Source organism: Micromonospora sp. KC606, from assembly GCF_004348675.1.
Classification (GTDB): domain Bacteria; phylum Actinomycetota; class Actinomycetes; order Mycobacteriales; family Micromonosporaceae; genus Micromonospora.
The window spans coordinates 38161-60652 of sequence record NZ_SMKN01000017.1; the positions used below are offsets into that span (position 1 = coordinate 38161).

Below are 22492 nucleotides of genomic sequence, written 5' to 3' on the forward strand. Positions count from 1 at the left end.
CTGGTCGGCGACGGGGTGACACCGGGGGCAGGTTAGCGTCGGGGCGTGACCTCCCGATCCCCTCGCCTCCTGCCCGCCGAGTCCGGCATCGCCGAGGCCGCCGCCGTGCTGCGCGCCGGTGGGCTGGTGGCGTTTCCCACCGAGACCGTCTACGGGTTGGGTGCGAACGCGCTCGACGCCCGGGCCGCCGCACGGATCTTCCAGGCGAAGGCGCGGCCCAGCTTCGACCCGCTGATCACCCATCTGGCCGACGCCGCTGACCTGGAGAAGCTGGTCGGTGCGGTGCCGGCGGCGGTCGCCGCGCTGGCCTGGCGGTTCTGGCCGGGACCATTGACGCTGATCGTGGACCGGCCTGCGGTGATCCCGCCCATCGTCACGTCAGGGCTGGACACGATGGCGGTCCGGGTGCCGGACGAGCCGTCCGCCCGGGCGTTGGTCCGGGCCGCCGGGGTGCCGGTGGCCGCCCCCAGCGCGAACCGTTTCGGACAGCTCAGCCCGACCCGGGCGGAACACGTGGTGAGTGGGCTCGGCGCTGCGGTCGACGTGGTGCTCGACGGCGGCGCCACCCGGTGCGGCATCGAGTCGACCATCGTGGACGCGCGGGGCCCACAGCCGGTGGTGTTGCGGCTCGGCGCGCTCGCCCTGGAGGAACTCGTCGCGGCGGCGGGGCCGGTGAGCGTACGCCCGGGAAGCTCCGGGCAGCCGGTGGCGCCCGGCACGCTGGCGGCGCACTACGCGCCGCGTACCCCGTTGCGGCTGGTGTCCGGCGCGGAGCCGGCGCCCGGCGGCGGCGAGCGGCGGGGCTTTCTGGCCTTCCGGGCGGCCCCGGCCGCCGGGTACGCCGTGGTCGAGGTGCTCTCGCCCGGCGGGGACGTGACGGAAGCCGCCGCCCGGCTCTTCGACGCTCTGCACCGACTCGACGCGGCCGGGGTGACCGAGATCCACGCCGAGGCGGTCCCGGAAGAGGGGGTCGGCCGGGCCGTCAACGACCGCCTCCGACGCGCCGCCGCCACCTGGAACGCCGCCGGCTGACGCCTCGCGTGCATGGGCCGACCATCCAGGGGTACGAATCTGTGACAACGACCCCCGGAAATGGAGGTGTGATCATGCCGAGCGCACGCGACATCATGACCGCCGACGTGACCTGCGTCCGCGAACAGGACGACCTGCGCGCCGCCGCCAGGCGGATGGCCGACCTCGGGGTCGGTTCGCTGCCGATCTGTGGCGACGACAACCGGCTAAGGGGCATGCTGACCGACCGCGACATCGTGGTGAAGGTGCTGGCCCAGGGGAAGGACCCGGTCAACGTGACCGCCGGTGAGCTGGCCCAGGGTGCGGCGGTGACGATCGGCGCCGACGACGACGCCACCGAGATCCTGCGCACGATGGGCAAGCACAAGGTACGCCGGCTGCCGGTGATCGACGGGCACGAACTGGTCGGCATCGTGGCGGTGGCCGACGTGGCCCGGTCGCTGCCGGAGCGCCCGGTGGGTGACCTGATCGAGGCCCTCTCCGAGCGGAGCTGACCCCGGATCCGCCGTCGGCCGTCACCTCCGGCTCAGGACAGGCAGGGCGACGGCCGTCGGGTACGCGGGCGACGGCCCTGCCTCAGGACGGCGGCGATCCGGGTGCCGCCGAGGTGGATCAGCATCGCGTCGACGGCGGGGAACGCTCAGCTCTGTCCAGGGTCATCTGCGGTCCGTACCCCCGGTTCGTCGGTCGAACCCGGTGGCGGTGCGACGCCGGGCGGTGGCGGGAGGCGGTCGACCAGCCGGGTGAGCGCGCCGTTGGCGAACGTCGCGCCCAGCGCCGACCCGGCGGCGATGCCCCAGCCGACCGGGCCCAGCGGCGTGCAACCGAAGAACTGGCTGACCCCGGGAGTCTGCACCACCGCGGCCAGCACACCGACGGAGGCGGCGGTGGAGGCGAGCACCGTCGGGCTGGTCCCGCCGGCCAGCACCGTCTGGCCGAGCTGGGTGCCGACCAGCGACACCAGCGCCACCGTTCCGGCCCGGCGATCCTGCCCGCCGGTGTGGCGGGCCAGGGTCCAGCCGGCCGTCGCGCCGAGGGTGGTGGCGGCGGCCCGCAGGCTGATCTCCTTGGTCATCGTTTCGCCGAGGGAGGTGTCGGGGCCCTCCCGCAGCAGCCCGTCGGCGTGGTTCGTGCCGGGCGGGCGGACCGCGATGGCCAGCGCCGGCGCCAGGTCGGTGAGTAGGTTGACCAGGAGCAACTGCCGTCCGGTCAGTGCCGAACGGCCGGTTGTGGCGGCGGTCAGCACGCTGAACGCGATCTCGCCGAGGTTGCCGCCGACCAGGATGCTCAGCGCGTGGCGCACCGACGACCACATCGCCCGCCCCTCCACCAGGGTGGCGATGATGGTCTCCAGCCGGTCGTCGGTGACCACCAGGTCGGCGGCGGCGCGGGCGGCGGGGGTGCCCCGCTGGCCGAGAGCGATGCCCACGTCGGCCAGCCGGATCGCCGGCGCGTCGTTGGCGCCGTCCCCGGTCATCGCGACGGTGCGCCCGTGCTTCTGCAACACCTGGATGATCCGCACCTTGTGCGCCGGGGTGCACCGGGCCACCACGTCGGTGCGGGCAAGTCGATCCGCGAGCGCGTCGTCGTCGAGCCGGTCCAGCTCGGTGGCGGTGGTTACCCGCTGTTCCTCGTGGTCGGGGCTGATGGTCGAGGCGATCGCCTCGGCGGTGGCTGGATGATCCCCGGTGATCATGATGGTGTGCACGCCGGCCTGCCGGATCCGGCGCACCGCCGGCGCCGCGGACTCGCGTACCCCGTCGGCCAGCGCCACGTAACCGACGAACACCAGGCCGGTCACCTGCTCGTCGGTCACCTGTTCGGTGCCCGCCCGGCCCTCGGCGACGGCGAGGATGCGGTGCCCCGCCCCGGCCCGGTCGGCGAGCATGGCGTGCAGTCCGTCGCGGCTCTCGTCGTCCAGCGGCTCGTCCCGCCCGTCCGGCGTTCGCCACGCGCCGCACCGGGGCAGCACCGTCTCCGGTGCGCCCTTCACGCTGAGCAGCAGCCCACCGCCGGCCCGTCCGACGGTGGCGTGGTAACCCCGGGACGGCTCGAACGGCAGACCACCGACCGCCTCCCAGCCGGCCGCCCCGGTCCGCTCGGAGACCCCGGCGTCCCGGGCGCCGTACCGGACGGCCCGGTCGGTGTGCCGCGACAGATCCACCGGATCCTTCGCGTACGGGGTGGCGCGCAACGCGACGGCGAGGATGCGGCGCAGCCCGTCGTCGAGCTGGTCCACCGGGGCGTACCGGTCGTCGTCGCCCACCCCGGCCAGCATCAGCTTGCCTTCGGTGAGGGTGCCGGTCTTGTCGAAGCAGAGCACGTCGACCCGGCCCAGCGCCTCGATGGTGCGAGGGTTGCGGACCAGCGCGCCGTGCTCGGCCAGCCGCCGGGCCGCCGCCAGTTGTGCGGCGCTGACCAGGAACGGCAACCCCTCGGGCACCGACGCCACGGCCAGGTTCGCGGCGGTCGCCGCCGTCTCCGCCAGCGGTACGCCCCGCAGCAGACCCGTCCCGGCGACCGCGATCGCCGAGCCTGCCGCCAGCGGCACTGCCGCGCTGGTCAGCCGGCCGAGCCGGGCCTCCACCCCGCTGGCCGGGGGCGCCTGCCGGGCCATGGCCAGACTGCGGCCGGCTTCGGTGTCGGCGCCGACCGCCACCACAACGGCGGTGCCGTGACCGGCCGCGACGGTGGTGCCCTCGTAGAGCATCGAGTGCCGGTCGGCGACGACGGCGGCGACCACCGGTTCGGGCGACTTGCCCACCGGTAACGACTCCCCGGTCAGCGACGACTCGTCGGTCTCCAACCCGTCGCCGGTCAGCACCCGGCAGTCCGCCGGCACCGCGTCCCCCGTCCCGAGGACGATCACGTCGCCGGGCACCAGGTCGTCGGCGGCGAGCACCTGCTCGGCACCGTCCCGGCGGACCCGGGCGGTGACCGCCGAGCGGGACAGGAGCGCGGCCAGGGACCGTTCGGTGGTGCGCCGGTGCACCGCCCCGACCAGGGCTGATCCGCCCACCACTCCGCCGACCAGGGCGGCGTCGACCAGCGACCCGACGGCGGCCGACAGCGCCGCCCCGACGGCCAGCACGGGGGTGAGCGGGTTGGACAGTTCGTCGACGAAGGCGCGCAGCAGGCCCCCGGGGCCGGGGGTTCCCGCCGTGCTTCCGCCGTGCCGGCGGCGGGCCTCGGCGTCGGTGAGCCCGGCGGGGGTGGTGTCGAGGTGACGCAGCACCGTCTCCACCGGCATCAGGTGCCAGGCGGTGGTGGCCGGCGCGGGCGTCCCGGTCGGGTCGGGCAGCCGGTGCGCCCGCCACACGCCGTGCGCGAAGGCCAGCGCGGCGGCGCCGTTCACCGCGGCCAGGGCCCGGCCGGGCAACTGCCGACGGTCCGCGGTGAACGCGCCGAGCGCGCCGAGGCCGCTGCCGGCCATGGCGATGCGGATGCTTCGCCGGGTCATCTGCCGGGCGGCCCCCACCGCCTCCATCAGCAGCGCCGGGATCCGCAGGTCGGTGCCGACGAGTAGGTGCGCGCCCCACGGCGGCAGGTCGTCCGGGGCGGCCACGCCGAGTCCGCAGTCGGAGGCGGCGAGCGCTGCCCGGTCACCGGAGACCAGCATCACCACCGCGCCGTTGCGTTGCAGGGCGCGCACCGAGTTGGCGAGCTGCGCCCCGCCGGGGAGGACGGCGTCGGCGAAGTCGTACCGTCGGGGGTCGTCGGCGGCCACCACCAGCCGCAGGCCGGCCTGCCGGGCGGCGGTGGGGAGCAGGTCGACGCCGGGTGCGGGTTCCGGGGCGACCCGGATGACCGCGGCGAGTTTGTCGGCGCGGGCGAGGCCGAGGAGCAGGCCGCCGTCGTCGCGCAGCCGCCGGCTGTCCGGGGTGTCTCCCGGGTCGTCGGCGTCCAGCCCGGCCAGCGGCCCGAGCCGCCACCCGTCCTCCTCCCGGACCGCCTCCGGCTCCTCAGGCACGAAGAGCGCGAACGCGCGGCCGGCCACCTCGCCGGTGTCCACGCCCGCCAGCGGAGCCAGGTCCGCCAGGACACCACGCTCCGAGCCGAGCACGGCGGCGTCCAGCACCACCGTGTCGATGCGGTCGAGTTCCCGCAGCACGCTGCGGTCCATCGCGATCACGCCCCGGTGGGCCAGCATCCGGCCGAGTTGGGCTGCGTACCCCTCGCGACCACTGCCCGGAGCCTTGGGCAGCGAGGACAGGCCGAGCGCGGCGGACCGCTTCCACCCGACGACCGGGAGCGCCGCCGCCGCGGCGACCGCGCCGGCGCCGAGCGCCGAGGTGACGTACCGCTCGGCGGGGCCGTCCGGCTTCGGGCACGGCCGGTCGGTCGCCGGTGAGCGGGCGACGGCCCGTTCCGGGTCGCCGGTCAGCCGCGGCTCGGCCTGGTTCCAGGTGGAGAGCTGTGCTCGGGCCTCACCCCACTGGATGATCCGCTGTACGCCGTCCAGCACGATCCCGGCCCAGCCGCCGGTGAGGCCCTGCACCACCGCCTCGGCCAGCGGGAACAGCACGTCGGCGCGGGGGTCGGCGCGTAGCCCTCGGTCGGCGAGGGCGTGCAGTTTCGGGTGCAGGTCGACCGCACCGAGCAGGCCGGCGACCTCACCGGGAACCGGGGTGAACGGCAGGATTCTGGTGGCCGCCGAGATGGTCAGGCCCAGCGCGTCGGAGGCGAGCGCACCCAGCGTGCGGGGCGTACGCGGCCCCTCCTCGGGCGGGTGTGGCGGCGGGATGTCCGGGTCCGGCTCGTGGGGGCACAGCCGTTCGGCCCGGGCCACCGCCACGATCAGGTCGCGCAGCTTCGGCTTCGGCTCCTCGACGGCCACCACCACCCGGCCGGAGGGGGCGTTCACCCGCGCCCAGGCCACCCCGGGAATCCGCTCCAGGGCCTGCTCGACCTGGCGGGCCAGCCGGTCGCCGCCGTCCTGGCAGACGCCGTGCACCTCGATGTGGTGCCGGCTGTCACGGGACCAGACCCGGCGTCTGGTCAGCCCGGCCGCGCGGGCCAGGCGGGACGCGGTCACGCCGACGGTACGGGAGGCGCCGGTGACCAGGGGCGGCACCGGTGGAAGCACCCGGTCGGCGAGCCGGCCCAGCGTGGTCATCGAGCGGCGTGGCCGAGCCGTCGGCCCCGCTTCCCGCCGTCCCCTCGGCCGCTGCTGCCGTACGCCATTTCGCCTCCCGCGGTCGTCCGGCGGCTGCCTTCCCGCCGTCACGCCCGTTATGCCGCCGGCGCCAGGGAGGTTTCCGCCGCCGATGCGGGGTGCCTCCTCGCCGATCAGCACCTCTCCGGTCTGGCCCGGGACATCGGCGAGGCGTGGGAACACGCCTGACGAGACCCGGCTCACCGTTGACCTCAAGTCGGGTTCAGGTCGCAGGCTGAACCCCGTGCTGATCGAACTGCTCAGGTCCGACGCGAACCGGGACCGCACCACGCCGCCTCGGTACCCGTACCGGCCTGCACCGCCGCCGTCGCGCCCGCGTCGGATGCCCGGCATGGCGGCCGGACGGTGACAGCGACCGCCCAGGCACACCCCCCGGTCGCCCGCCTGTACGACCCGCGCCTGCGCGCGATGACCGTGGGTGTCGTCTCCCTGGTGTCCCTGCTGGCCTTCGAGGCGCTGGCGGTGGGCACCGCGATGCCCACCGTCGCCCGGGCCCTGGACGGTCTTGCCCTCTACGCGCTCGCCTTCGGCGGCACCTTCGCCACCGGGGTGTTCGCCATGGTGCTCTCCGGCATCTGGTGCGACGTCCGGGGGCCACGCGTACCGATGTGGAGCGGCGTCGGGCTGTTCGTGGCCGGGTTGCTGCTGGCTGGCAGCGCCACCGGCATGGGGCAGCTCGTCGTCGGCCGGGCGGTGCAGGGCTTCGGCTCCGGGCTGCTCTCGGTCGCGTTGTACGTCGTCGTCGGGCAGGCGTACCCGGAGCAGCTGCGACGGAAGGTGTTCGCCGCGTTCGCCGCCGCCTGGGTCGTACCGGCGCTGGTCGGTCCGGCGGTGGCCGGGTTGATCGTCGAGCACCTGGGCTGGCGGTGGGTCTTCCTCGCCGTGCCGGCGGTGGCGGTGCCGGCGGCGCTGCTGGTCCAACCCGGTCTGCGGTCACTGCGTGCGCCGGCCGCCGCGAGGCTGCCCGCCGGCGCGCTCGCGCGGATCGGCTGGGCGGCCGGGGCGGGGGTGAGCGCCGCACTGCTGCACCACGGGGGGCAGCAGCGCGGCGCTTCCGCTGTTCCGTTGGTGGGAGTCGCACTGATCGGCCTGGCCTGCTGCGCGCCCCGGCTGCTGCCGGCCGGCTTCCTGCGCGCGGCGCGCGGCCTGCCCACGGTGATCGGGCTGCGCGGGCTCGCCTCGGCGGCGTTCGCCGGGGCCGAGGTGGTGATCCCGTTGATGCTCTCCCGGCAGCGGGGTTTCTCACCGACCGCCGCCGGCCTGGTGCTGACCGTAGGAGCGCTGGCCTGGTCGGTGGGTTCCTGGTTGCAGGGGCGGCTGCCCACGCCCCGCTCGTCGGCGACGTTCCCCCGGGCCGGCCTGGCCTGCGTCACCGTCGGCACGGCCACGGTCACCCTGTCGGTGTGGCCGGCGGTGCCGGTGGCGGTCGGGGTGTTCGGCTGGGCGGTCGCCGGGGCCGGGATGGGGTTGCTCTACCCGTCGCTGTCGGTGCTCACCCTGGAGCTGTCCGCCCCCGACGAGCAGGGGCGCAACAGTTCGTCGCTGCAGCTGGGCGACTCGCTCTTCGTCGCCACCGTGCTGGCCCTCACCGGCGCCGTGCTCGCCGCCGGCACCGTGCCCGGTCCCGGTGAGTACGCCGCCATGCTCGCCGTCGCCACGTCCTGCGCCCTAATCGGCCTGCTCCTCGCCCACCGGGTCACGCCGCCCGGCTTACCCGCCACCGCACCTCCACCTCCCGTCGATCACGAGGTTGTCGTTTGCGGTCTTTGGCGTGTCCGTGGCGGCGGTCTTCCTGGCCTCCGCGGATCGGCCGTGCCGCGCGTCGGTCGGCTTCCTGGCGGGCGCCGCCGCGGTGGTCGTGCCTGTCACCACGCTCGCCTGGCTGGGCACGAGGGGCATCAAGGGCGCGACCGGCGGAGCCGGTCAGGCGCTGGGCGGAGCCCGGCCGATTCGTGTCTGCTCGACGGTGTCACGATCGGATCCGCTGATCCGTCGGCATACCGGAAGGGGTGAGATGATGAAGATTCTGGTCACCGGAGCGAGCGGCACGCTCGGGCGGGCGGCGCTGCCGAGGCTGCGTGCCGACGGATTCGACGTACGGGCGACGAGCCGGCATCCACGGCACGACCCGGGGACGGACTGGGCGGTGGTGGACCTGGCGACCGGGGCCGGGCTGGCCGAGGCCGTGGCCGGCGTGGACGCCGTGCTGCACCTGGCGTCGCTGCCGAACAGCCGGCACACCCACCAGGTGGACGTGCTCGGCACCCGCCGCCTGCTGCTCGCCGCCGGGCGGGCCGGCGTCGGTCACCTCGTGTATGTCTCGATCGTCGGTGTCGACCGGGTGCCGTTCCGCTACTACCGGCACAAGCTGGCGGCCGAGCAGGCGGTCACCGCCGGACCGGTGCCCTGGACGGTGCTGCGCGCCACCCAGTTCCTTCCGTTCGTGGACGTCCTGTTGCGGACGGCGAGCCGGTTCGGCCCGGTGGTCGGCGATCCGGCGATGCTCGCCCAACCCGTTGACCAGCACGAGGTCGCCGGCCGGCTCGCCGAACGGCTCACCGCCGGCCCGCTGTGCGGCGTCGAGGAGTACGGCGGGCCGCAGGTGCTCCGCTTCGACGAGGCGGTACGCGCCTGGCGGGCGGCACGGGGCTCGCGCCGCCCGCTGTTGCCGGTCCGGTTCCCCGGCCGGCTCGGCCGGGCGCTGCGGGCGGGGGGCCTGACCACCACCGCCACCCCGACCGGCAGGCGGACCTGGGCCGACCACCTCGTGGACACGACCGGGTGAACCCGGGTGAAATGAAACTTTCCCTCGTTCCTGCTCGCCCTACCGTGACGGCATGCTTATGTTCATCGCCACCGTCATCCTCTACGTCTTCGGGTTCGTCTTCCTGTACGGCGTGATCCGGCTCGCCGTCCGGCACGGTATGGAGGACCTGGAGGCAGGGCGCCCGCAGGTGTTGCGCGCGGCGCAGAACGCCGCCGCCGACGACCGTGCGTTCCTGCGCGAGAACGCCTTTCTCGGCGGCAACTGACCCCGCCCGCGCGGGCCGTCGCTGGCGTGCGCCATCGCCGTATACGCCAGTAGCGGTGTCCAGCGGTGCTGACGCCGCTATCTGACGGAGGCAGAGCCGATAACGGGTGGGCGGCGCAGGACGGGACGCGGCTCAGGACGGGACACGGGGGTAAGACGGGACGCGGCGCAGGACGGGGACGCGGCCGGCGTGGTGGGTGGATCGGCGTGGCGGGCGGATCGGCGTGACGGGTGCGAGGATCGCATCCGTGATGGGGACGCTGAAGACCGAACCCGCCCGGAGCCGCCTCGACCTGCTGGCACCGCCGGTAGCCGCCGCGCTGGAACAGTGGCCGGCGCACGCGCCGATCGACGTGGGCGACGTGCTGGTCGCCCCGATCGACGCCGAGCTGGCCGACACGACGGCGTTCTGCGCGGCGTACGAGGTGGGGCTCGACGTGTCGGCGAACTGCGTGGTGGTCGCGGGCAGGCGTGAGGGCGGCGTCCGCCACGCCGCCTGCGTCGTGCTGGCCACCACCCGTGCCGACGTCAACGGCATGGTCCGGCGGACGCTCGGCGTGCGCAAGGCCAGCTTCGCGCCGATGGCCGACGCGGTGGACCTGACCGGCATGGAGTACGGCGGGATCACCCCGATCGGATTGCCGGAATCCTGGCCGATCCTGGTCGACGCGCGGGTGATCGCCATCCCGCACGTGATCGTCGGCTCCGGCCTACGGCACAGCAAGATCGTGGTTCCCGGGCCGGCGCTCGGCGCCCTGCCCGGAGCGACGGTGTTGGAAGATCTGGCCAAGCCAGCCAAATGATTGACATGCTTCGATATTGTTGCACGTGAAACATTGCCGGCGTCGGTCCTTACGCCAAGGTCGTCGTATCCGCGTCAGGTCGAGCCGGTCACCCGACAGCCGACTCGCGCTGCGCGGCCTCGCGGAGCGCGGCGAGCAGGGTCTCCGGCTCCTGCGCGCCGGTGACCGCGTACTTCCCGGCCAGCACGAAGGTCGGCACGCTGCTCACGCCGAGCTGGCGGGCGGCGGACAGGTCGGCGGCGACCTCACGCCGGCCCTCGTTCGACGCCAGGTACACCCGGGTCTCCGCCTCGTCGAGGCCGACGACGACGGCGAGTGTGACCAGCGCGTCCCGCGAGCCGACATCCACGCCGTCGGTGAAGTGCGCCCGGTAGAGCGCCTCGATCACCTGCTCGGACCGCCCCCGCTCGGCGGCGAACCGGATCAGCCGGTGTGCCTCGAAGGTGTTGGCCTGCACCGCGTGGTCGAAGCGCATCTCCACGCCGACGCTGGCTGCGACCTGCGTCACCTGGGAGGCCAGCGACTCCGCCCGCTGCGGGCCGCCGAACTTGTCGGCCAGCGCGGCGAGCAGCGGGCGGGGCTCGGTGACCGGTGCCGGGTCGAGCTGGAACGGCCGGTACGTGACGGTCACCTCACCGTCGTACGACTCCAGAGCCTCCTCCAGCCGGCGCTTGCCGATCCAGCACCAGGGGCAGACCACGTCGGCGTAGACCTCGATCTCCATGGTTGAGGTGAACGCCGAGCTCAGCCGGCTTGTTCCCGGACCTGGCGCTGGAGCCGGGCGAGGATCGCCGTGCCGCCGCGCACCCGCAGCGGGCTGATCGCCTGGGCCAGCCCCATCCGCTGGTACAGGTCGCCGGGCACGGCCAGCACCTCGGCCACACTCGCCCCGGCCAACCCCTCGGCGAGGATGCCGGCGAAGGCGCGGGTGGTCGGTGCCTCGGGCGGGCAGTCGAAGACCGTACTCACCGTGCCGTCCGGGTTGACGTCGGCCCGCAGGAAGAAGGCGGTCTGGCACTCGGGGACCTGCTCCAGGTCGTCCCGCTCCGTCCCGGCCGGCAGCGGCGGTATGACGTCGGCGTACTCCAGCAGCATCTCCAGCACCACGTCACGCGGCGCTGCGGCGAACTCCTCGACGATCTCGGCCAGCTTCGTCGGCATCTCGGGCATCCCGCCAGGCTACCGGCGCCGCGCCGCCCCCCGAGCGGATGCGTGCTCCGGCGGTGCGGGCGCGTGCGGTCAGCCGTTCGGCGCGGCCTCGCTGATGTCGGCGAGCGCCGAGGTGGGGTCGAGCTGCATGGCCAGGTCACCCAGCGAGACGATGCCGACCAGCTTGCGTTCGTTGTCGCAGACCAGCACCCGCCGGATGTTGCGCTCGCGCATCAGCTGGGCGGCTTCCGCCGCGGTGCAGTGCTGTTCGATCATCACCACCTCGCGGGTCATGATCGAACCGATGGCGGTCGCGGCCGGGTCGCTGCGCTCGGCGACGGCCCGCACCACGATGTCCCGGTCGGTGAGCAGACCGGCGAGGGTGGCCCCGTCGGTGACGACCACGTCGCCGATGTCCGCCTCCTTCATCACCCTGGCCGCCTCGTCGAGGGTGGTCTCGGCCGGCAGGTACACCACCTGCTTCGTCATCACGTCACTGACCCGGAACATCGATAGCCTCCGTTGCGCCGTCGTCGATCCCGCTGCGGTACCCCGTGGCGCGTCGGCTACACCCTGTCGCGGAGCGCCGCGCGCACCTCCGTCGGCAGTCGCTCGACAAGGCCGTCGAACGGCAGCTCGGCGCGCTCGCCGGTGGCCCGGTCGCGCAGTTCCACGTACCCGTCCGCGAGACGGCGGCCGACCACGACGGCGCGCGGGATGCCGATCAGCTCGGCGTCGGTGAACTTCACCCCGGCCGACACGTTCACCCGGTCGTCGACCAGCACCCGCAGGCCCGCGTCGGCGAGGCGTGCGCCGAGGTCGAGCGCCGCGTCGAGCTGCGGCCCCCTGCCGGCGGCGATCAGGTGTACGTCGCACGGCGCGACCGCCGCCGGCCAGACCAGCCCTCGCTCGTCGTGGTGCTGTTCGGCGACCGCGGCGACCACCCGGGACACGCCGATTCCGTAGCAGCCCATGGTGGGCCGGACCGGCTTGCCCTGCGCGCCCAGCACGTCGACGGCGAACGCGTCGGTGTACCGGCGGCCGAGCTGGAAGATGTGCCCCACCTCGATGCCCCGCCGCATGGTCAGCACACCGTCGCCGCAGGCCGGGCAGGGGTCACCCGGGCGCACCTCGGCCGCCTCGATCGTGCCGTCCGGGGTGAAGTCCCGGCCGCAGACCACGTTCGTGGCGTGCCGCCCCGGCTCGTTCGCCCCGGTAAGCCAGGCGGTGCCGGCGACCACCCGCGGGTCGACCAGGTACCGTACGCCCAGCCCGGCCAGGGTCTGCGGGCCGATGTACCCGCGGACCAACTCCGGGCGGGCCGCCCAGTCCCCGAAGACCGCCACGGTGGCGGGGGCGAGCGCGGCGTCGACCCGCTTCAGGTCCACCTCGCGGTCGCCGGGGAGCCCCACCACCAGCAGCTCGGCCGCCCCCGCGCCCGGCCGACGTACGGTCAGCACCACGTTCTTCAGGGTGTCGGCGGCGGTCCAGTCGTCCCGGCCGGCGAGCCGGCGGGCGTTCGCCAGGTCGACCAGGGAGGCGATGGTCGGCGTCTGCGGGGTGTCGTGCACCTCGGCGGCCGGGTGGACGTCCGGGTCGCCGGCGGCCGGCACGCGGGTGGTCACCGCCTCGGTGTTCGCCGCGTGGTCGCAGGCGGTGCAGCCGACGAAGGTGTCCTCGCCGACCGGCGTGGCCGCCAGGAACTCCTCCGACGCGGAGCCTCCCATCGCACCGGCCACCGCGTGTACGACCGTGTAGTCCAGCCCGAGCCGGTCGAAGACCCGCCGGTACGCGGCCCGGTGCCGGTCGTACGACTCCGCCAGACCTGCCTCGTCCAGGTCGAACGAGTAGGCGTCCTTCATCAGGAACTCGCGCCCGCGCAACAGGCCGGCCCGGGGCCGGGCCTCGTCCCGGAACTTTGTCTGGATCTGGAAGATCGTCACCGGGAAGTCCCGGTACGACGAGAGGAGGTCCTTGACCAGCAGGGCCGCCATCTCCTCGTGGGTCGGGCCGAGCAGGTGCTCGGCGCCTCTGCGGTCGGCGAGGGTGAAGATGTCGTCGCCGTACTCGGTCCACCGGCCGCTGGTTCGGTACGGCTCCGCCGGCAGCAGCGCCGGGAAGTGCACCTCCTGGTCACCGATCGCGGTCATCTCCCGCCGGACGATCTCGGTCACCCGGTCCAGCACCAATCGACCCAGCGGCAGCCAGGTGTATCCGCCCGGCGCGGCCCGACGGACGTAGCCGGCGCGGACCAGGAGCCGATGGCTCGGCACCTCCGCGTCCGCCGGGTCCTCCCGAAGGGTCCGCAGCAGCGCGGTCGATGTACGAAGCAACATCAGCGCAGCGTACGGTCGGGGTCGCCGGGTAGGCGATCCGATTTGGCCGCCCTCGGTATTCGTTTCCGGCCCGACGGCAACCCCGACGGCCCGGATCGACGTCTGGGTAGTCGTCAACCACCCCTATCAGGATCGGCTCGTGTGGACCCGCTGCTGAGTGAGTTCGATTCGTTCGTTCGTACCCGGACGCCGGCGCTGCTGCGGTCGGCGTACCTGTTGACCGGGGACCAGCACCTGGCCGAGGACCTGGTCCAGTCGGCCCTGGCCCGCACCCACCGGTCGTGGAGCCGGCTGCACGACACGGGCAACGCCGAGGCGTACACCCGCAAGACCATGTACCACCTCCAGGTCTCCTGGTGGCGTCGTCGTCGGGTTGCGGAGTCGGTGACGGGTGAGCTGCCCGAGCCCCGGCGGCACGACGCCGACCACGCCAGTCAGACCAGCCTGCGCCTCACCCTGCGGGCCGCGCTGGCTCGGCTCTCCGCGAAGCAGCGTGCCGTGCTGGTGCTGCGTTTCTTCGAGGACCGCAGCGAGGCCGAGGCCGCCGACATGCTCGGCGTCACCGTCGGCACCGTGAAGAGCCAGACCTCCAAGGCCCTGGCGAAGTTACGCGCCGTCGCGCCTGAGCTCGCTGAGCTGTACGTCCTGGAAGGAAGTGCCCGATGAACAACCAGCGGCTCCGGCTGGACCTGGCCGACCTGGCCGAGGAGGTCACCCCGGTCGACCTGCGCGACCGCGCCCTGCGCACGTCGCGCCGGATCGGCATCCGCCGTGCGGTCGCCACCTCGGCCGCGGCGGTGGCGCTGCTCGGCGCGGCCACCGGCACCGCTTTCGCGATCCGGCCGGACGCCGCCCCGGCCCCGCTGCCCGGGGGCCCTCCGTCCGTCGCCGCCAGCCCCACCGCGGCGGATCCGTGGTCGGGCGTGGGGCGGCTCTTCTACGCCCCACAGGTCAGCCAGAAGGCCAACAACGCGCTGGCGGCCTGGCGGCCGGGCGGCCAGCTCACCACGCTGGTCGACCTGCCCGGGTCGCTGCTGGAGATCAGCCCGGCCGTCTCACCCGACGGCACACAGGTGGCCTGGGTCCAGGACAGGGACCTGATGCTCGCCGACCTCGACGGACCGAACCGAGCGGTGGTCCACTCGGGCGTGGAGGGCAGCTGCTGGGGGCCGTCCTGGGTACCGCACCGAGGGCACCCTGAGGGTCGGGAGACACCAGAGACCCAATGGATCACCGTGGCCGTCCGGCACAATCCGGGCAAACCGCTCGCGCTGACACGCGGCCTGGTCGACCCGAAGACGGAAAGTTTCCAATTCCTCCAGATCGAGGAGGACAGCTGCCACCCGGTCTGGTCGGCGGACGGCCGGTTCCTCGCATACACCGACGGCAGCGGCCAGGTGGTTGTCATGAACTGGCTCAGCAAGGTCATCCACGTGGTGCCGAGACTGGGCGGCAGCAACAGCTTCCACAGTTACGAAGTGGCCAGCCTGTCGCCGGACGGCTCGCGGGTCGCGCTGCTGCGGATCGACTACAAGCAGGAAGGCGCGAACACCGGTCGGAACCTGAGCGTCAACACGATCCTCGACACGCGTACCGGTGCGACCGTCGAGCTGCCGCTGGGCGGGCGGAAGTTGCTTCAGGCGTACTTCCTGCCAAACGACAGGCTGGTGGCGCGGGTGAGGGCGACGGACGGCACCCGCCTCCTGCTGATCGACTCCGACGGGCGCCGGGTCACCGAGGCGGTCGAGCCCGCGGCGCTGGAGAAACACCAGATCCTCGCCGTCACATCGTCCTGATCCACCCCGGTCACGGCAGGTCGAGGGCTCCCACCTTCGGGGGGCCGCGTCCTGCCGCGACCGTCGAGTCGTAAACCGCCGCTGGCGGTCGGCGCGACGCCCGACGGCGAAAGAGGTTGTCGTCAGCGACCATTGTCACGTAGCGGACATCGGCCGTCGTCCCCGGCAACCCTTCCCCACCGGAATCCCGTCAGGGAGGTATCCACCGAACGACGCCGGAGGCGACGCGATGACCATCGACCTGTCCGACCGCCCCGCCCGTCCCGCGCGGCACCGGCCCGGCCGGTACGCCATGACGGGCGCCGCCGCCGTGCTGGTGCTCGCCGTCGGTTTGGCCGACCTGCCCGGCGTACGTCGGTCCGCCGCCACGCCGTCCGCCGCTCCCGCCCCGATACTGCCGATCACCGTAACCTCCAGACCGTGGACGTCGCCGCCACCGTCCGCGACTCCGGCCGGATCAGCCTCGGCCTCGCCGGCTGCCGCCGTCACACCGGTCGGCTCCCCGTCGGCGTTCGGCCAGCTCTTCTATCTGCCGGCCGAGCAGGTCGCCGGCAGGAAGCAGGTCCGGCTGCGGTCGTGGCGGCCCGGTCAGAAGCCCCAGGACCTGGCCGCTCTGCCGCAGGTGGCGGCGCTGGCCAACGCGAGCGTCTCGCCGGACGGCCAACGGGTCGCCTGGGTGGATCCCGAGCGGGCGGCCACCCTGTTCGTGGCGGATGTGGACGGCTCGCGGAAGCGGGCGCTGACCCGGCACGTCGACCAGTACTGCGTCACACCGACCTGGTCGCCGGACTCCCGGCACCTGCTGTTCCGGGCCGCCGACCCGATGGGCAACCCGGAGCGGTTCGGGGTGCTGGACACCCGTGGGCGCAAGGCCCCGGTCCGGTGGTGGGACACCGAGCCGCAGGCCTGCCACGCGCTCTGGTCCGCCGACGGCCGGACCATCGCCATGAACAGCGCCACCGGGGTGACCATGTTCGGCCCGGACGGCAGCAGCCCTCGCCCGGTTCCGCACCTGTCCGGTCCCGCGCCCTGGCGCAGCACCCACGTCGCCAGTCTCTCCCCGGACGGCACCCGGATCGCGTTGCTCCGTACCCGGCCGAACGGGCAGGTGGGCGACATCGGCCGGATGCTCACGGTCAACGCGGTGCTGCAGACGCGGACCGGGCGGGAGGTCACGCTGCCGACCGAGGGCCGGGAGTTGCGGCAGGTGTTCTTCCGGCCGGACGGGTCGATGGTGCTGCGGGTGCGCGCGGGTGCGGGATTCGCGCTGCTGCTGGTGAACCGGGGTGGGCGCCACGTAGCCGTCGTCACCGAACCGGCCGGGTTGCGAACCTGGCAGATCGTGGCGGTCACCCGGTAGGTGGCCCGTTCCCAACCGGTCACGCGGGGTCGAAGATTTCTATATTCACCGGCATGAGCATGAATACCCCTGTCCTCCGGCGGCGCCTCACCGCCGGACTCGTCGCCACCGTGTTCGTCGCCACCGGCGGGCTCCTGGTGTCGCCCGCCTCGGCGCTGGCGGCGGACGCCGCCCACCGTTCCCTGCGTTCCGCCAGCAACCCCGACTGGATGCGCCGCCTGCCGGACGGTGCAAACCTCGCCGCCCTCTCCCTGCCCGGCACCCACGACACCCTCTCCATCCATGGTGGAGCGTGGACGCAGACCCAGGAGAACCACGGCAACAGCGCCGCCACTCTCGCCGCCCAACTCGACGCCGGGGTACGGGCCATCGACATCCGCGCCCGCATCAGCGGCGGCAACACCTTCACCATTCACCACGGGGCGACGTACCAGCAGGCCAACTTCGACGACGTGCTGAACGTCCTCGGCTCGTTCCTCGTCGCACGGCCCACCGAGACCGTGGTCATGCGACTCAAGCACGAGTGCACCGGGGAGTTCGGCTCCTGCACCGACGTCACCGGGCAGCTCGGCTTTGCCGACATCTTCGACCGCTACCGCGACGCCCGACCCGGTCTGTTCTGGGGCCCCTCGGTCAACCGGCGGACCGGGGCCGCCGTGCCCACCCTCGGCGCGGTCCGGGGCAAGGTTGTCCTCGCCGTCCTGCACGGCTCGCGCGGTGGCCGGCACGGTCAGTACGGGCTGGCCCAGTTCGCCGACTGGGGCGACGGCTCATCCACCTACGTGCAGGACGACTACCACGTGCCGAACGTCGGGGCGATCGCCACCAAGCGTGACCGGGTACGCCGGCACCTCGACACGACCAGCGCCGGAGACCCGACCCGGATGTACGTCAACTTCACCAGCGGGGCGAGCGTCTTCGCCACGCCGGAGTCGGTGGCCGGCGGCGCGCTCGGGGTGCAGGGCGTCAACCCGTTCCTGTTGACCTACCTGTCCGAGGGGTCGGAGGTGCACCCGCCGGTTCGGCGTACCGGGATGCTGATGATGGACTTTCCCGGCGGCGGGCTGATCGACCGGATCATCGCGGTGAACGCCGGCGTGGGACCGTCCAGCTGACGCTCCTGTCCTCGTGATCGACTCTGATTGATTGACTCCGCTTGCGGCATGTTGGGGCGTCCGAGGCGACGGACAGCCCGATATGCCGCAAGCGGAGGGGCCCGACTCGCCCCGGCGGACGTGCGGTGGCAGCCACCGGGACGGGCGGTGTCAAACTGGTCGCCGCAGGCAACCGGACGAGGGAGGCGGCGTGCGCTGGCGCAGCTTCGTGGCGGTGGGGGACAGCTTCACCGAGGGCATGGACGACGCGTACCCGGACGGCACCTACCGCGGGTGGGCGGATCTGGTGGCGACCAGGCTGGCCGCCGAGGCCGGGCCGGACTTCGGGTACGCCAACCTGGCGATCCGCGGCCGGCTGTTCCCCAGCGTGGTCGCCGAGCAGGTGCCCGCGGCCCTGGCCATGAAACCCGACCTGATCAGTTTCGCGGCTGGCGGCAACGACGTGCTGCGCCGCAACTTCGACCCGCACACCCTGGTCAGCCGCTACGACGAAGTGGTCGGCCGGCTGCGCTCCGGCGGCGCCGACGTGATCCTGTTCCGGTTCGCCGACGTGATGGCCCGGCTGCCCGGCCAGCGCCTCGTCGCGCCCCGGGTGGAGCTGCTCAATCGGGCGGTCGGGGAGACCGCCGAGCGGCACGGCGCGATCATGGTCGACCTGTACGCCGACAACACGTTCCTCAACCCGATGCTGTGGAGCACCGACCGGCTGCACCTGTCCGCCACCGGGCACCGGCGGGTTGCCGGGCAGGTGCTGACCGCGCTCGGGGTCGGCTGTGACGAGGAATGGCTGCTCGTCCCCGAGCGGCCCGCGCCCACGCCGTGGATGGCCGCCCGCGCCGCCGACCTGCGCTGGGCCGGCCGGCATCTCGCCCCGTGGATCAAGCGGCGGCTCACCGGTCGCTCCTCCGGCGACCTGGTCACCGCCAAGCGCCCGGTGCTCGGCCCGGTCACCGAGTGACCGTGCGAACCGTCCACGCCGCCACCCGGCTCCGGACGACCCTCGACGGGAAGCCCATCCCCGACCGGGCGGTGCTGCTCACCGGCGACCGGATCGAGGCGGTCGCGTCGCTGGCCGAGCTGACGGAGGCGTACCCGACTGTGCGGGTGCGGCGGTGGGCCGGCACCCTCGGTCCGGCGTTGGTGCACGACGGGCCGCTGCCCCCGGCCCCCAGCCCGCGCGAGCGGGTGCACGCGTTGTTCCGGGCCGGGGTGGCGGCGGTGCCCGCCGCGTACCTGACCGACCCGGAGCTGCGGGCCGCCGCCGTCCGCAACGACATGGCCGTGCTCGACGGGCCCCGCCCGCCGGTGTTGGTGACCGGCGGGCGGGCCGACCTGGCCGTCTTCGCCGACGACGGCACCTGCCTGGCCACGGTGGTCGCCGGTCGGCTGGTGCACCGCCGGGCCTGACCGGTTCGGTCAGGAGGGCCACCGCACCCAGCCGGGTCGATGCCCGAGCCGATGCCCAGCGCCTCGCGGCGCCCGGGGGTGGCACGCTCTGCGGCCGTACGGTCAGACGGTCCTCTGTGGTCGGCGGGTCCCGCCCCTGACACGTGCCTGTCGTCCTCGATCCGGACGCCGATGGTCTGCAGCTGGCTGGACGGCGCGGTGCCGCCGCCGGCCCGGTCCGCGGTGCCGCAGCGCGTGCGGCAGCGCACCCCGTGCACCCGATGACCGTTCGCCGGGCCCGGATCCGGCGTACCTTGGGGATCATGCCTGTGCCGAGCGATCCGAATCCCCACCTCCAGTCGTACGCCGACCCGCAGCGCCTGGTCACCACCGAGTGGCTGGCCGAGCACCTGGGCGACGAGGGCCTCGTCGTGGTCGAGTCCGACGAGGACGTGCTCCTCTACGACACCGGTCACATCCCGGGCGCCGTCAAGGTCGACTGGCACACCGAGCTGAACGACCAGGTCACCCGGGACTACCTCGATGCGGCCAGTTTCGCCGAGCTGTGCGCCGCCAAGGGCATCGGCCGGGACGACACGGTCGTCTTCTACGGCGACAACTTCAACTGGTGGGCCGCGTACGCCCTCTGGGTCTTCTCCCTCTTCGGCCATCCCGACGTGCGGCTGCTCGACGGTGGCCGGCAGAAGTGGGTAGCCGAGGGGCGCGAGCTGACCCGGGAGAAGGTCACCCGTCCGCGCGCCGAGTACCCGGTGCCGGAACGTAACGACACGCCGATCCGGGCGTACCGGGAGCAGGTGATGGCGCACGTCGCCGCCGGCCGGCCGCTGGTCGACGTGCGGTCGCCGGGCGAGTACACCGGCGAGATGCTGCACATGCCGGACTACCCTCAGGAGGGCGCGCTGCGCGGCGGGCACATCCCCGGCGCGGTGAGCAAGCCGTGGAAGTCCGCCGCCAACTCCGACGGCACCTTCAAGTCGGCCGACGAGCTGCGCGCGATCTACGCCGACCAGTTGGGGCTGAGCCCGTCCGACGACGTGGTGGCGTACTGCCGGATCGGGGAGCGGTCCAGCCACACCTGGTTCGTACTGCACCACCTGCTGGGCTATCCGCAGGTGCGCAACTACGACGGCTCGTGGACCGAGTGGGGCAACCTGGTCCGCGCCCCTGTCGTCAAGGGCGACCAGCCGGGCGGCCTGGCCCGCTGAGCCCCGGCCTGGTCCGGCCTGGTCCTGTCCGGCCCGGCCTGGTCCTGTCCGGCCCGGCCTGGTCCTGTCCGGCCCGGCCTGGTCCTGTCCGGCCCCGGTCGTGTCGCCGAATGCGGCAGGCCGGGGTGTCCCGGGATGCGGTCACCCCGGTCTGCCGCATCCCGTGCGGCCGGAGTGCACGGGAGCGGTTGGTTAGGCTGGCCGGATGGGGCAGGTGTGGCGGGAATGGGGTGACGTGCTGCTCGCCACACTGGTCGCGGCACCGGTGACGGTGCTTCTCACGGCATTGCTGGTCAGGGTTCGGCGGGACGCGCCGACCCCCGCGGAGGCATGGTGGCGCAGCGTCGCCGAGGTCGGCGCGGTCGCTGGGACACTGCCCTGGGTGTGGATGATCCTCACCCCGCGCGATGCGCCCGGCGAGGTCAAACTGGTGCCGCTGGTCGACGTCGTCGACCTGCTCGACGACGGCCCCGCCACCGTCGTGGTGCAGGTCGTCGGCAACCTGCTGGTCTTCGCCGCGTTGGGCTTTCTCGCTCCGGTACGCTTCGCCGCCCTGGCCGGCGTCGGCCGGCTCTTCCTGCTCGGCGCGGTCGGCTCCGCATTGGTCGAGTGGTTGCAGTACGCGCTGAGCCTGGGCCGGGTCACCTCGATCGACGACGTGTTGATCAACGCGACCGGGGCGGCCCTGGCCGGGCTGGCGTCCCGGCGCTGGTGGGCGGAACGCCGGTCGGTACCGGAGCGGCCGGTCGCAGTACCCGCCACCCGGCGAGCGTGACCAGCGCGAAGACCACGGCCACGGCGATCATCACCGTTCCCACCCCGTACGCGGCGCCGGCCAACCCCGCCGCCGTCGCGCCGACCGGCGCGGTGAGCATGGTGACCGACCGCTGCGCCGCGCCGACCCGACCGAGCAGCCCGGCTGGCACCCGACCCTGGCCGTACGCGGCCCAGAGGCTGTTCCACAGCGTGCCGCCCGCGCCGAAGACCGCCAGCGCCAACCCCCCGACCGCCGGTTGCCGGACCAGCGCGAACACCGCCAGGGTGATGGCCTGCGCCACGAGGGCCGCGCGCAGCGCCGGCACCGTGCCGAGCCGGGCAGCCAGGCGTCCCGCCGCCAACGCCCCGGCCAGCCCGCCGAGCACCACCCCGGCCATGAACAGCCCGTACCCGGCCGCCGGCACCCGCAGCGCGTCCAGCGCGTAGAGCACCAGCACCGCCATCAGCCCGCTGATCGCCAGGTTGGCGCCCCCACCGAGCAGCGCAATCCGCCACATCAGCGGGTCGCTGCGCAACCATCCCACCCCGGCCAGCGCCTCCCGGCACAGCCCGCCGCCCAGCCTGCCCCGGGCCCGGCCGGTGCCCGGGGCGCGGCTCGCCGGTGGCCCGCCGCCGTCCGGCGTGCGGGGGTCGCCGGGGCGCGCTCCGTCGACCGGCCCCGGGCACCACTTCCGCCCACCGTCGTTGCCGGGCGGGTGAGGCGCGGCGGGCAGGGCCAGCACCAGCAGGGCCGCTGCGGCGAAGGTGAGGGCGTCGACCAGGAAGGGAAGGGAGGCCGACACCGCGAAGAGGACGCCGGCCAGCGGGGCGCCGAGAAACCCGGCGGCGACCGCCGTGCCGGCCTGGAGGCGGCCGTTGGCGGTCGGCAGGGCGGCCGGCGCGACCAGGGCGGGTAGCAGCGCGAACGCGGCGGCGTCGAAGAACACGCCGAGCGCGGCCAGCAGGAACGCCGCCGCCACCAGCACCGCGACACCGGCCCGGTCCACCGCGACCGCGACGGCGAGCGCCGCCACCACCGCCGCCCGCGCGGAGTCCACCACCGCCATCGTCCGGCGGCGGTCCCAGCGGTCCGCGTACACCCCGCCGAGCAGGCCGAACAGCAGCGGCGGAAGCTGCCCCGCGACGGTCACCACGGCCACCGCCCGGGGGTCGCGGGTCAGCGTCGCGGCCAGCAGGGCCAACGCCGGCGTACGCATCGAGTCGCCGAACCGGGAGGCGACGGCGGCTGACCAGAGTAGGCGGTAGTGGTGGCCGAGACGGTGAACGGTCATGTCGGCGGAGCGTGGCCCCTCGATCCGGTCGAGG

The 22492-nt window shown here is 73.9% G+C and carries 20 protein-coding genes; 14 read left to right on the forward strand and 6 right to left on the reverse strand.

Features of this window, described 5'->3' with window-relative positions; translation table 11 throughout:
* Positions 1 to 69: 69 nt before the first annotated feature.
* Together E1193_RS06830 and E1193_RS06835 are read left to right on the forward strand one after the other, a co-directional pair.
* Positions 70 to 1032 (forward strand): L-threonylcarbamoyladenylate synthase, encoded by a 963-nt coding sequence (locus E1193_RS06830; protein ID WP_132181367.1) that lies wholly within the window; start codon positions 70 to 72, stop codon positions 1030 to 1032.
* Between the two features lie 74 nt (positions 1033 to 1106).
* Positions 1107 to 1526, forward strand: a complete 420-nt coding sequence (locus tag E1193_RS06835; RefSeq protein ID WP_132181333.1) for a CBS domain-containing protein — start codon at positions 1107 to 1109, stop codon at positions 1524 to 1526.
* 146 nt (positions 1527 to 1672) lie between these two features.
* On the opposite strand, the gene E1193_RS06840 is transcribed toward E1193_RS06835, so the two are convergent.
* Positions 1673 to 6148, reverse strand: coding sequence for an HAD-IC family P-type ATPase (locus E1193_RS06840; RefSeq protein WP_132181335.1), 4476 nt, complete (start codon positions 6146 to 6148; stop codon positions 1673 to 1675).
* A gap of 405 nt (positions 6149 to 6553) precedes the next feature.
* Between E1193_RS06840 and E1193_RS06845 the strand changes: the two genes are divergently transcribed.
* The 4 genes from E1193_RS06845 to E1193_RS06860 all read left to right on the forward strand — a co-directional run bounded on the left by E1193_RS06845 (position 6554) and on the right by E1193_RS06860 (position 10042).
* Entirely contained in the window at positions 6554 to 8221 is a 1668-nt protein-coding gene (locus tag E1193_RS06845) for an MFS transporter (RefSeq protein ID WP_243707340.1), read from the forward strand.
* 4 nt (positions 8222 to 8225) lie between these two features.
* Positions 8226 to 8993 carry an NAD(P)H-binding protein gene (locus tag E1193_RS06850; RefSeq protein ID WP_132181337.1) on the forward strand — a complete coding sequence of 256 codons (768 nt, stop codon included), beginning with the start codon at positions 8226 to 8228 and terminating at the stop codon, positions 8991 to 8993.
* Between the two features lie 52 nt (positions 8994 to 9045).
* Positions 9046 to 9240: a hypothetical protein gene (locus E1193_RS06855; protein ID WP_132181339.1), complete on the forward strand. Its 195-nt coding sequence runs from the start codon at positions 9046 to 9048 to the stop codon at positions 9238 to 9240.
* A 250-nt stretch (positions 9241 to 9490) separates the two neighbouring features.
* Complete coding sequence (locus E1193_RS06860) at positions 9491 to 10042, forward strand: YbaK/EbsC family protein (RefSeq protein WP_132181341.1); 552 nt, start codon at positions 9491 to 9493, stop codon at positions 10040 to 10042.
* An 88-nt stretch (positions 10043 to 10130) separates the two neighbouring features.
* On the opposite strand, the gene E1193_RS06865 is transcribed toward E1193_RS06860, so the two are convergent.
* The 4 genes from E1193_RS06865 to E1193_RS06880 form a co-directional block, all read right to left on the reverse strand.
* The gene (locus E1193_RS06865) at positions 10131 to 10766 is read right to left on the reverse strand and encodes a DsbA family oxidoreductase (RefSeq protein ID WP_132181343.1); all 636 of its coding nucleotides are present in this window, start codon (positions 10764 to 10766) and stop codon (positions 10131 to 10133) included.
* A gap of 20 nt (positions 10767 to 10786) precedes the next feature.
* Positions 10787 to 11212 (reverse strand): SufE family protein, encoded by a 426-nt coding sequence (locus E1193_RS06870; RefSeq protein ID WP_132181345.1) that lies wholly within the window; start codon positions 11210 to 11212, stop codon positions 10787 to 10789.
* A gap of 69 nt (positions 11213 to 11281) precedes the next feature.
* Complete coding sequence (locus E1193_RS06875) at positions 11282 to 11701, reverse strand: CBS domain-containing protein (protein ID WP_132181347.1); 420 nt, start codon at positions 11699 to 11701, stop codon at positions 11282 to 11284.
* A gap of 56 nt (positions 11702 to 11757) precedes the next feature.
* Positions 11758 to 13527, reverse strand: coding sequence for a proline--tRNA ligase (locus tag E1193_RS06880; RefSeq protein ID WP_132181349.1), 1770 nt, complete (start codon positions 13525 to 13527; stop codon positions 11758 to 11760).
* A 141-nt stretch (positions 13528 to 13668) separates the two neighbouring features.
* On the opposite strand from E1193_RS06880, the gene E1193_RS06885 reads away from it, so the two are divergent.
* The 8 genes from E1193_RS06885 (at position 13669) to E1193_RS06920 (ending at position 21185) form a co-directional block, all read left to right on the forward strand.
* On the forward strand, positions 13669 to 14193 hold the full coding sequence (locus E1193_RS06885; protein WP_132181351.1) for a SigE family RNA polymerase sigma factor: 525 nt from the start codon (positions 13669 to 13671) through the stop codon (positions 14191 to 14193).
* Positions 14190 to 15323: a PD40 domain-containing protein gene (locus E1193_RS06890; protein WP_132181353.1), complete on the forward strand. Its 1134-nt coding sequence runs from the start codon at positions 14190 to 14192 to the stop codon at positions 15321 to 15323. The genes E1193_RS06885 and E1193_RS06890 overlap by 4 nt, the downstream gene beginning before the upstream one ends.
* Before the next feature lie 229 nt (positions 15324 to 15552).
* A complete protein-coding gene (locus tag E1193_RS06895) occupies positions 15553 to 16683 on the forward strand; it encodes a hypothetical protein (RefSeq protein ID WP_132181355.1) in 1131 nt (376 codons plus the stop codon).
* 53 nt (positions 16684 to 16736) lie between these two features.
* On the forward strand, positions 16737 to 17798 hold the full coding sequence (locus E1193_RS06900) for a phosphatidylinositol-specific phospholipase C (protein WP_243707341.1): 1062 nt from the start codon (positions 16737 to 16739) through the stop codon (positions 17796 to 17798).
* A gap of 190 nt (positions 17799 to 17988) precedes the next feature.
* Positions 17989 to 18756 carry an SGNH/GDSL hydrolase family protein gene (locus E1193_RS06905; RefSeq protein ID WP_132181357.1) on the forward strand — a complete coding sequence of 256 codons (768 nt, stop codon included), beginning with the start codon at positions 17989 to 17991 and terminating at the stop codon, positions 18754 to 18756.
* Positions 18753 to 19205 (forward strand): hypothetical protein, encoded by a 453-nt coding sequence (locus E1193_RS06910; protein WP_243707342.1) that lies wholly within the window; start codon positions 18753 to 18755, stop codon positions 19203 to 19205. Before E1193_RS06905 ends, E1193_RS06910 begins: the two co-directional genes overlap by 4 nt.
* Positions 19206 to 19507: 302 nt before the next feature.
* Entirely contained in the window at positions 19508 to 20410 is a 903-nt protein-coding gene (locus E1193_RS06915) for a sulfurtransferase (RefSeq protein ID WP_132181359.1), read from the forward strand.
* Positions 20411 to 20615: 205 nt separating this feature from the next.
* Entirely contained in the window at positions 20616 to 21185 is a 570-nt protein-coding gene (locus E1193_RS06920) for a VanZ family protein (RefSeq protein WP_132181360.1), read from the forward strand.
* Here E1193_RS06920 and E1193_RS06925 read toward each other — a convergent pair.
* On the reverse strand, positions 21076 to 22458 hold the full coding sequence (locus E1193_RS06925) for an MFS transporter (protein ID WP_132181361.1): 1383 nt from the start codon (positions 22456 to 22458) through the stop codon (positions 21076 to 21078). The two genes, E1193_RS06920 and E1193_RS06925, sit on opposite strands and share 110 nt — an antisense overlap.
* Positions 22459 to 22492: the final 34 nt, after the last annotated feature.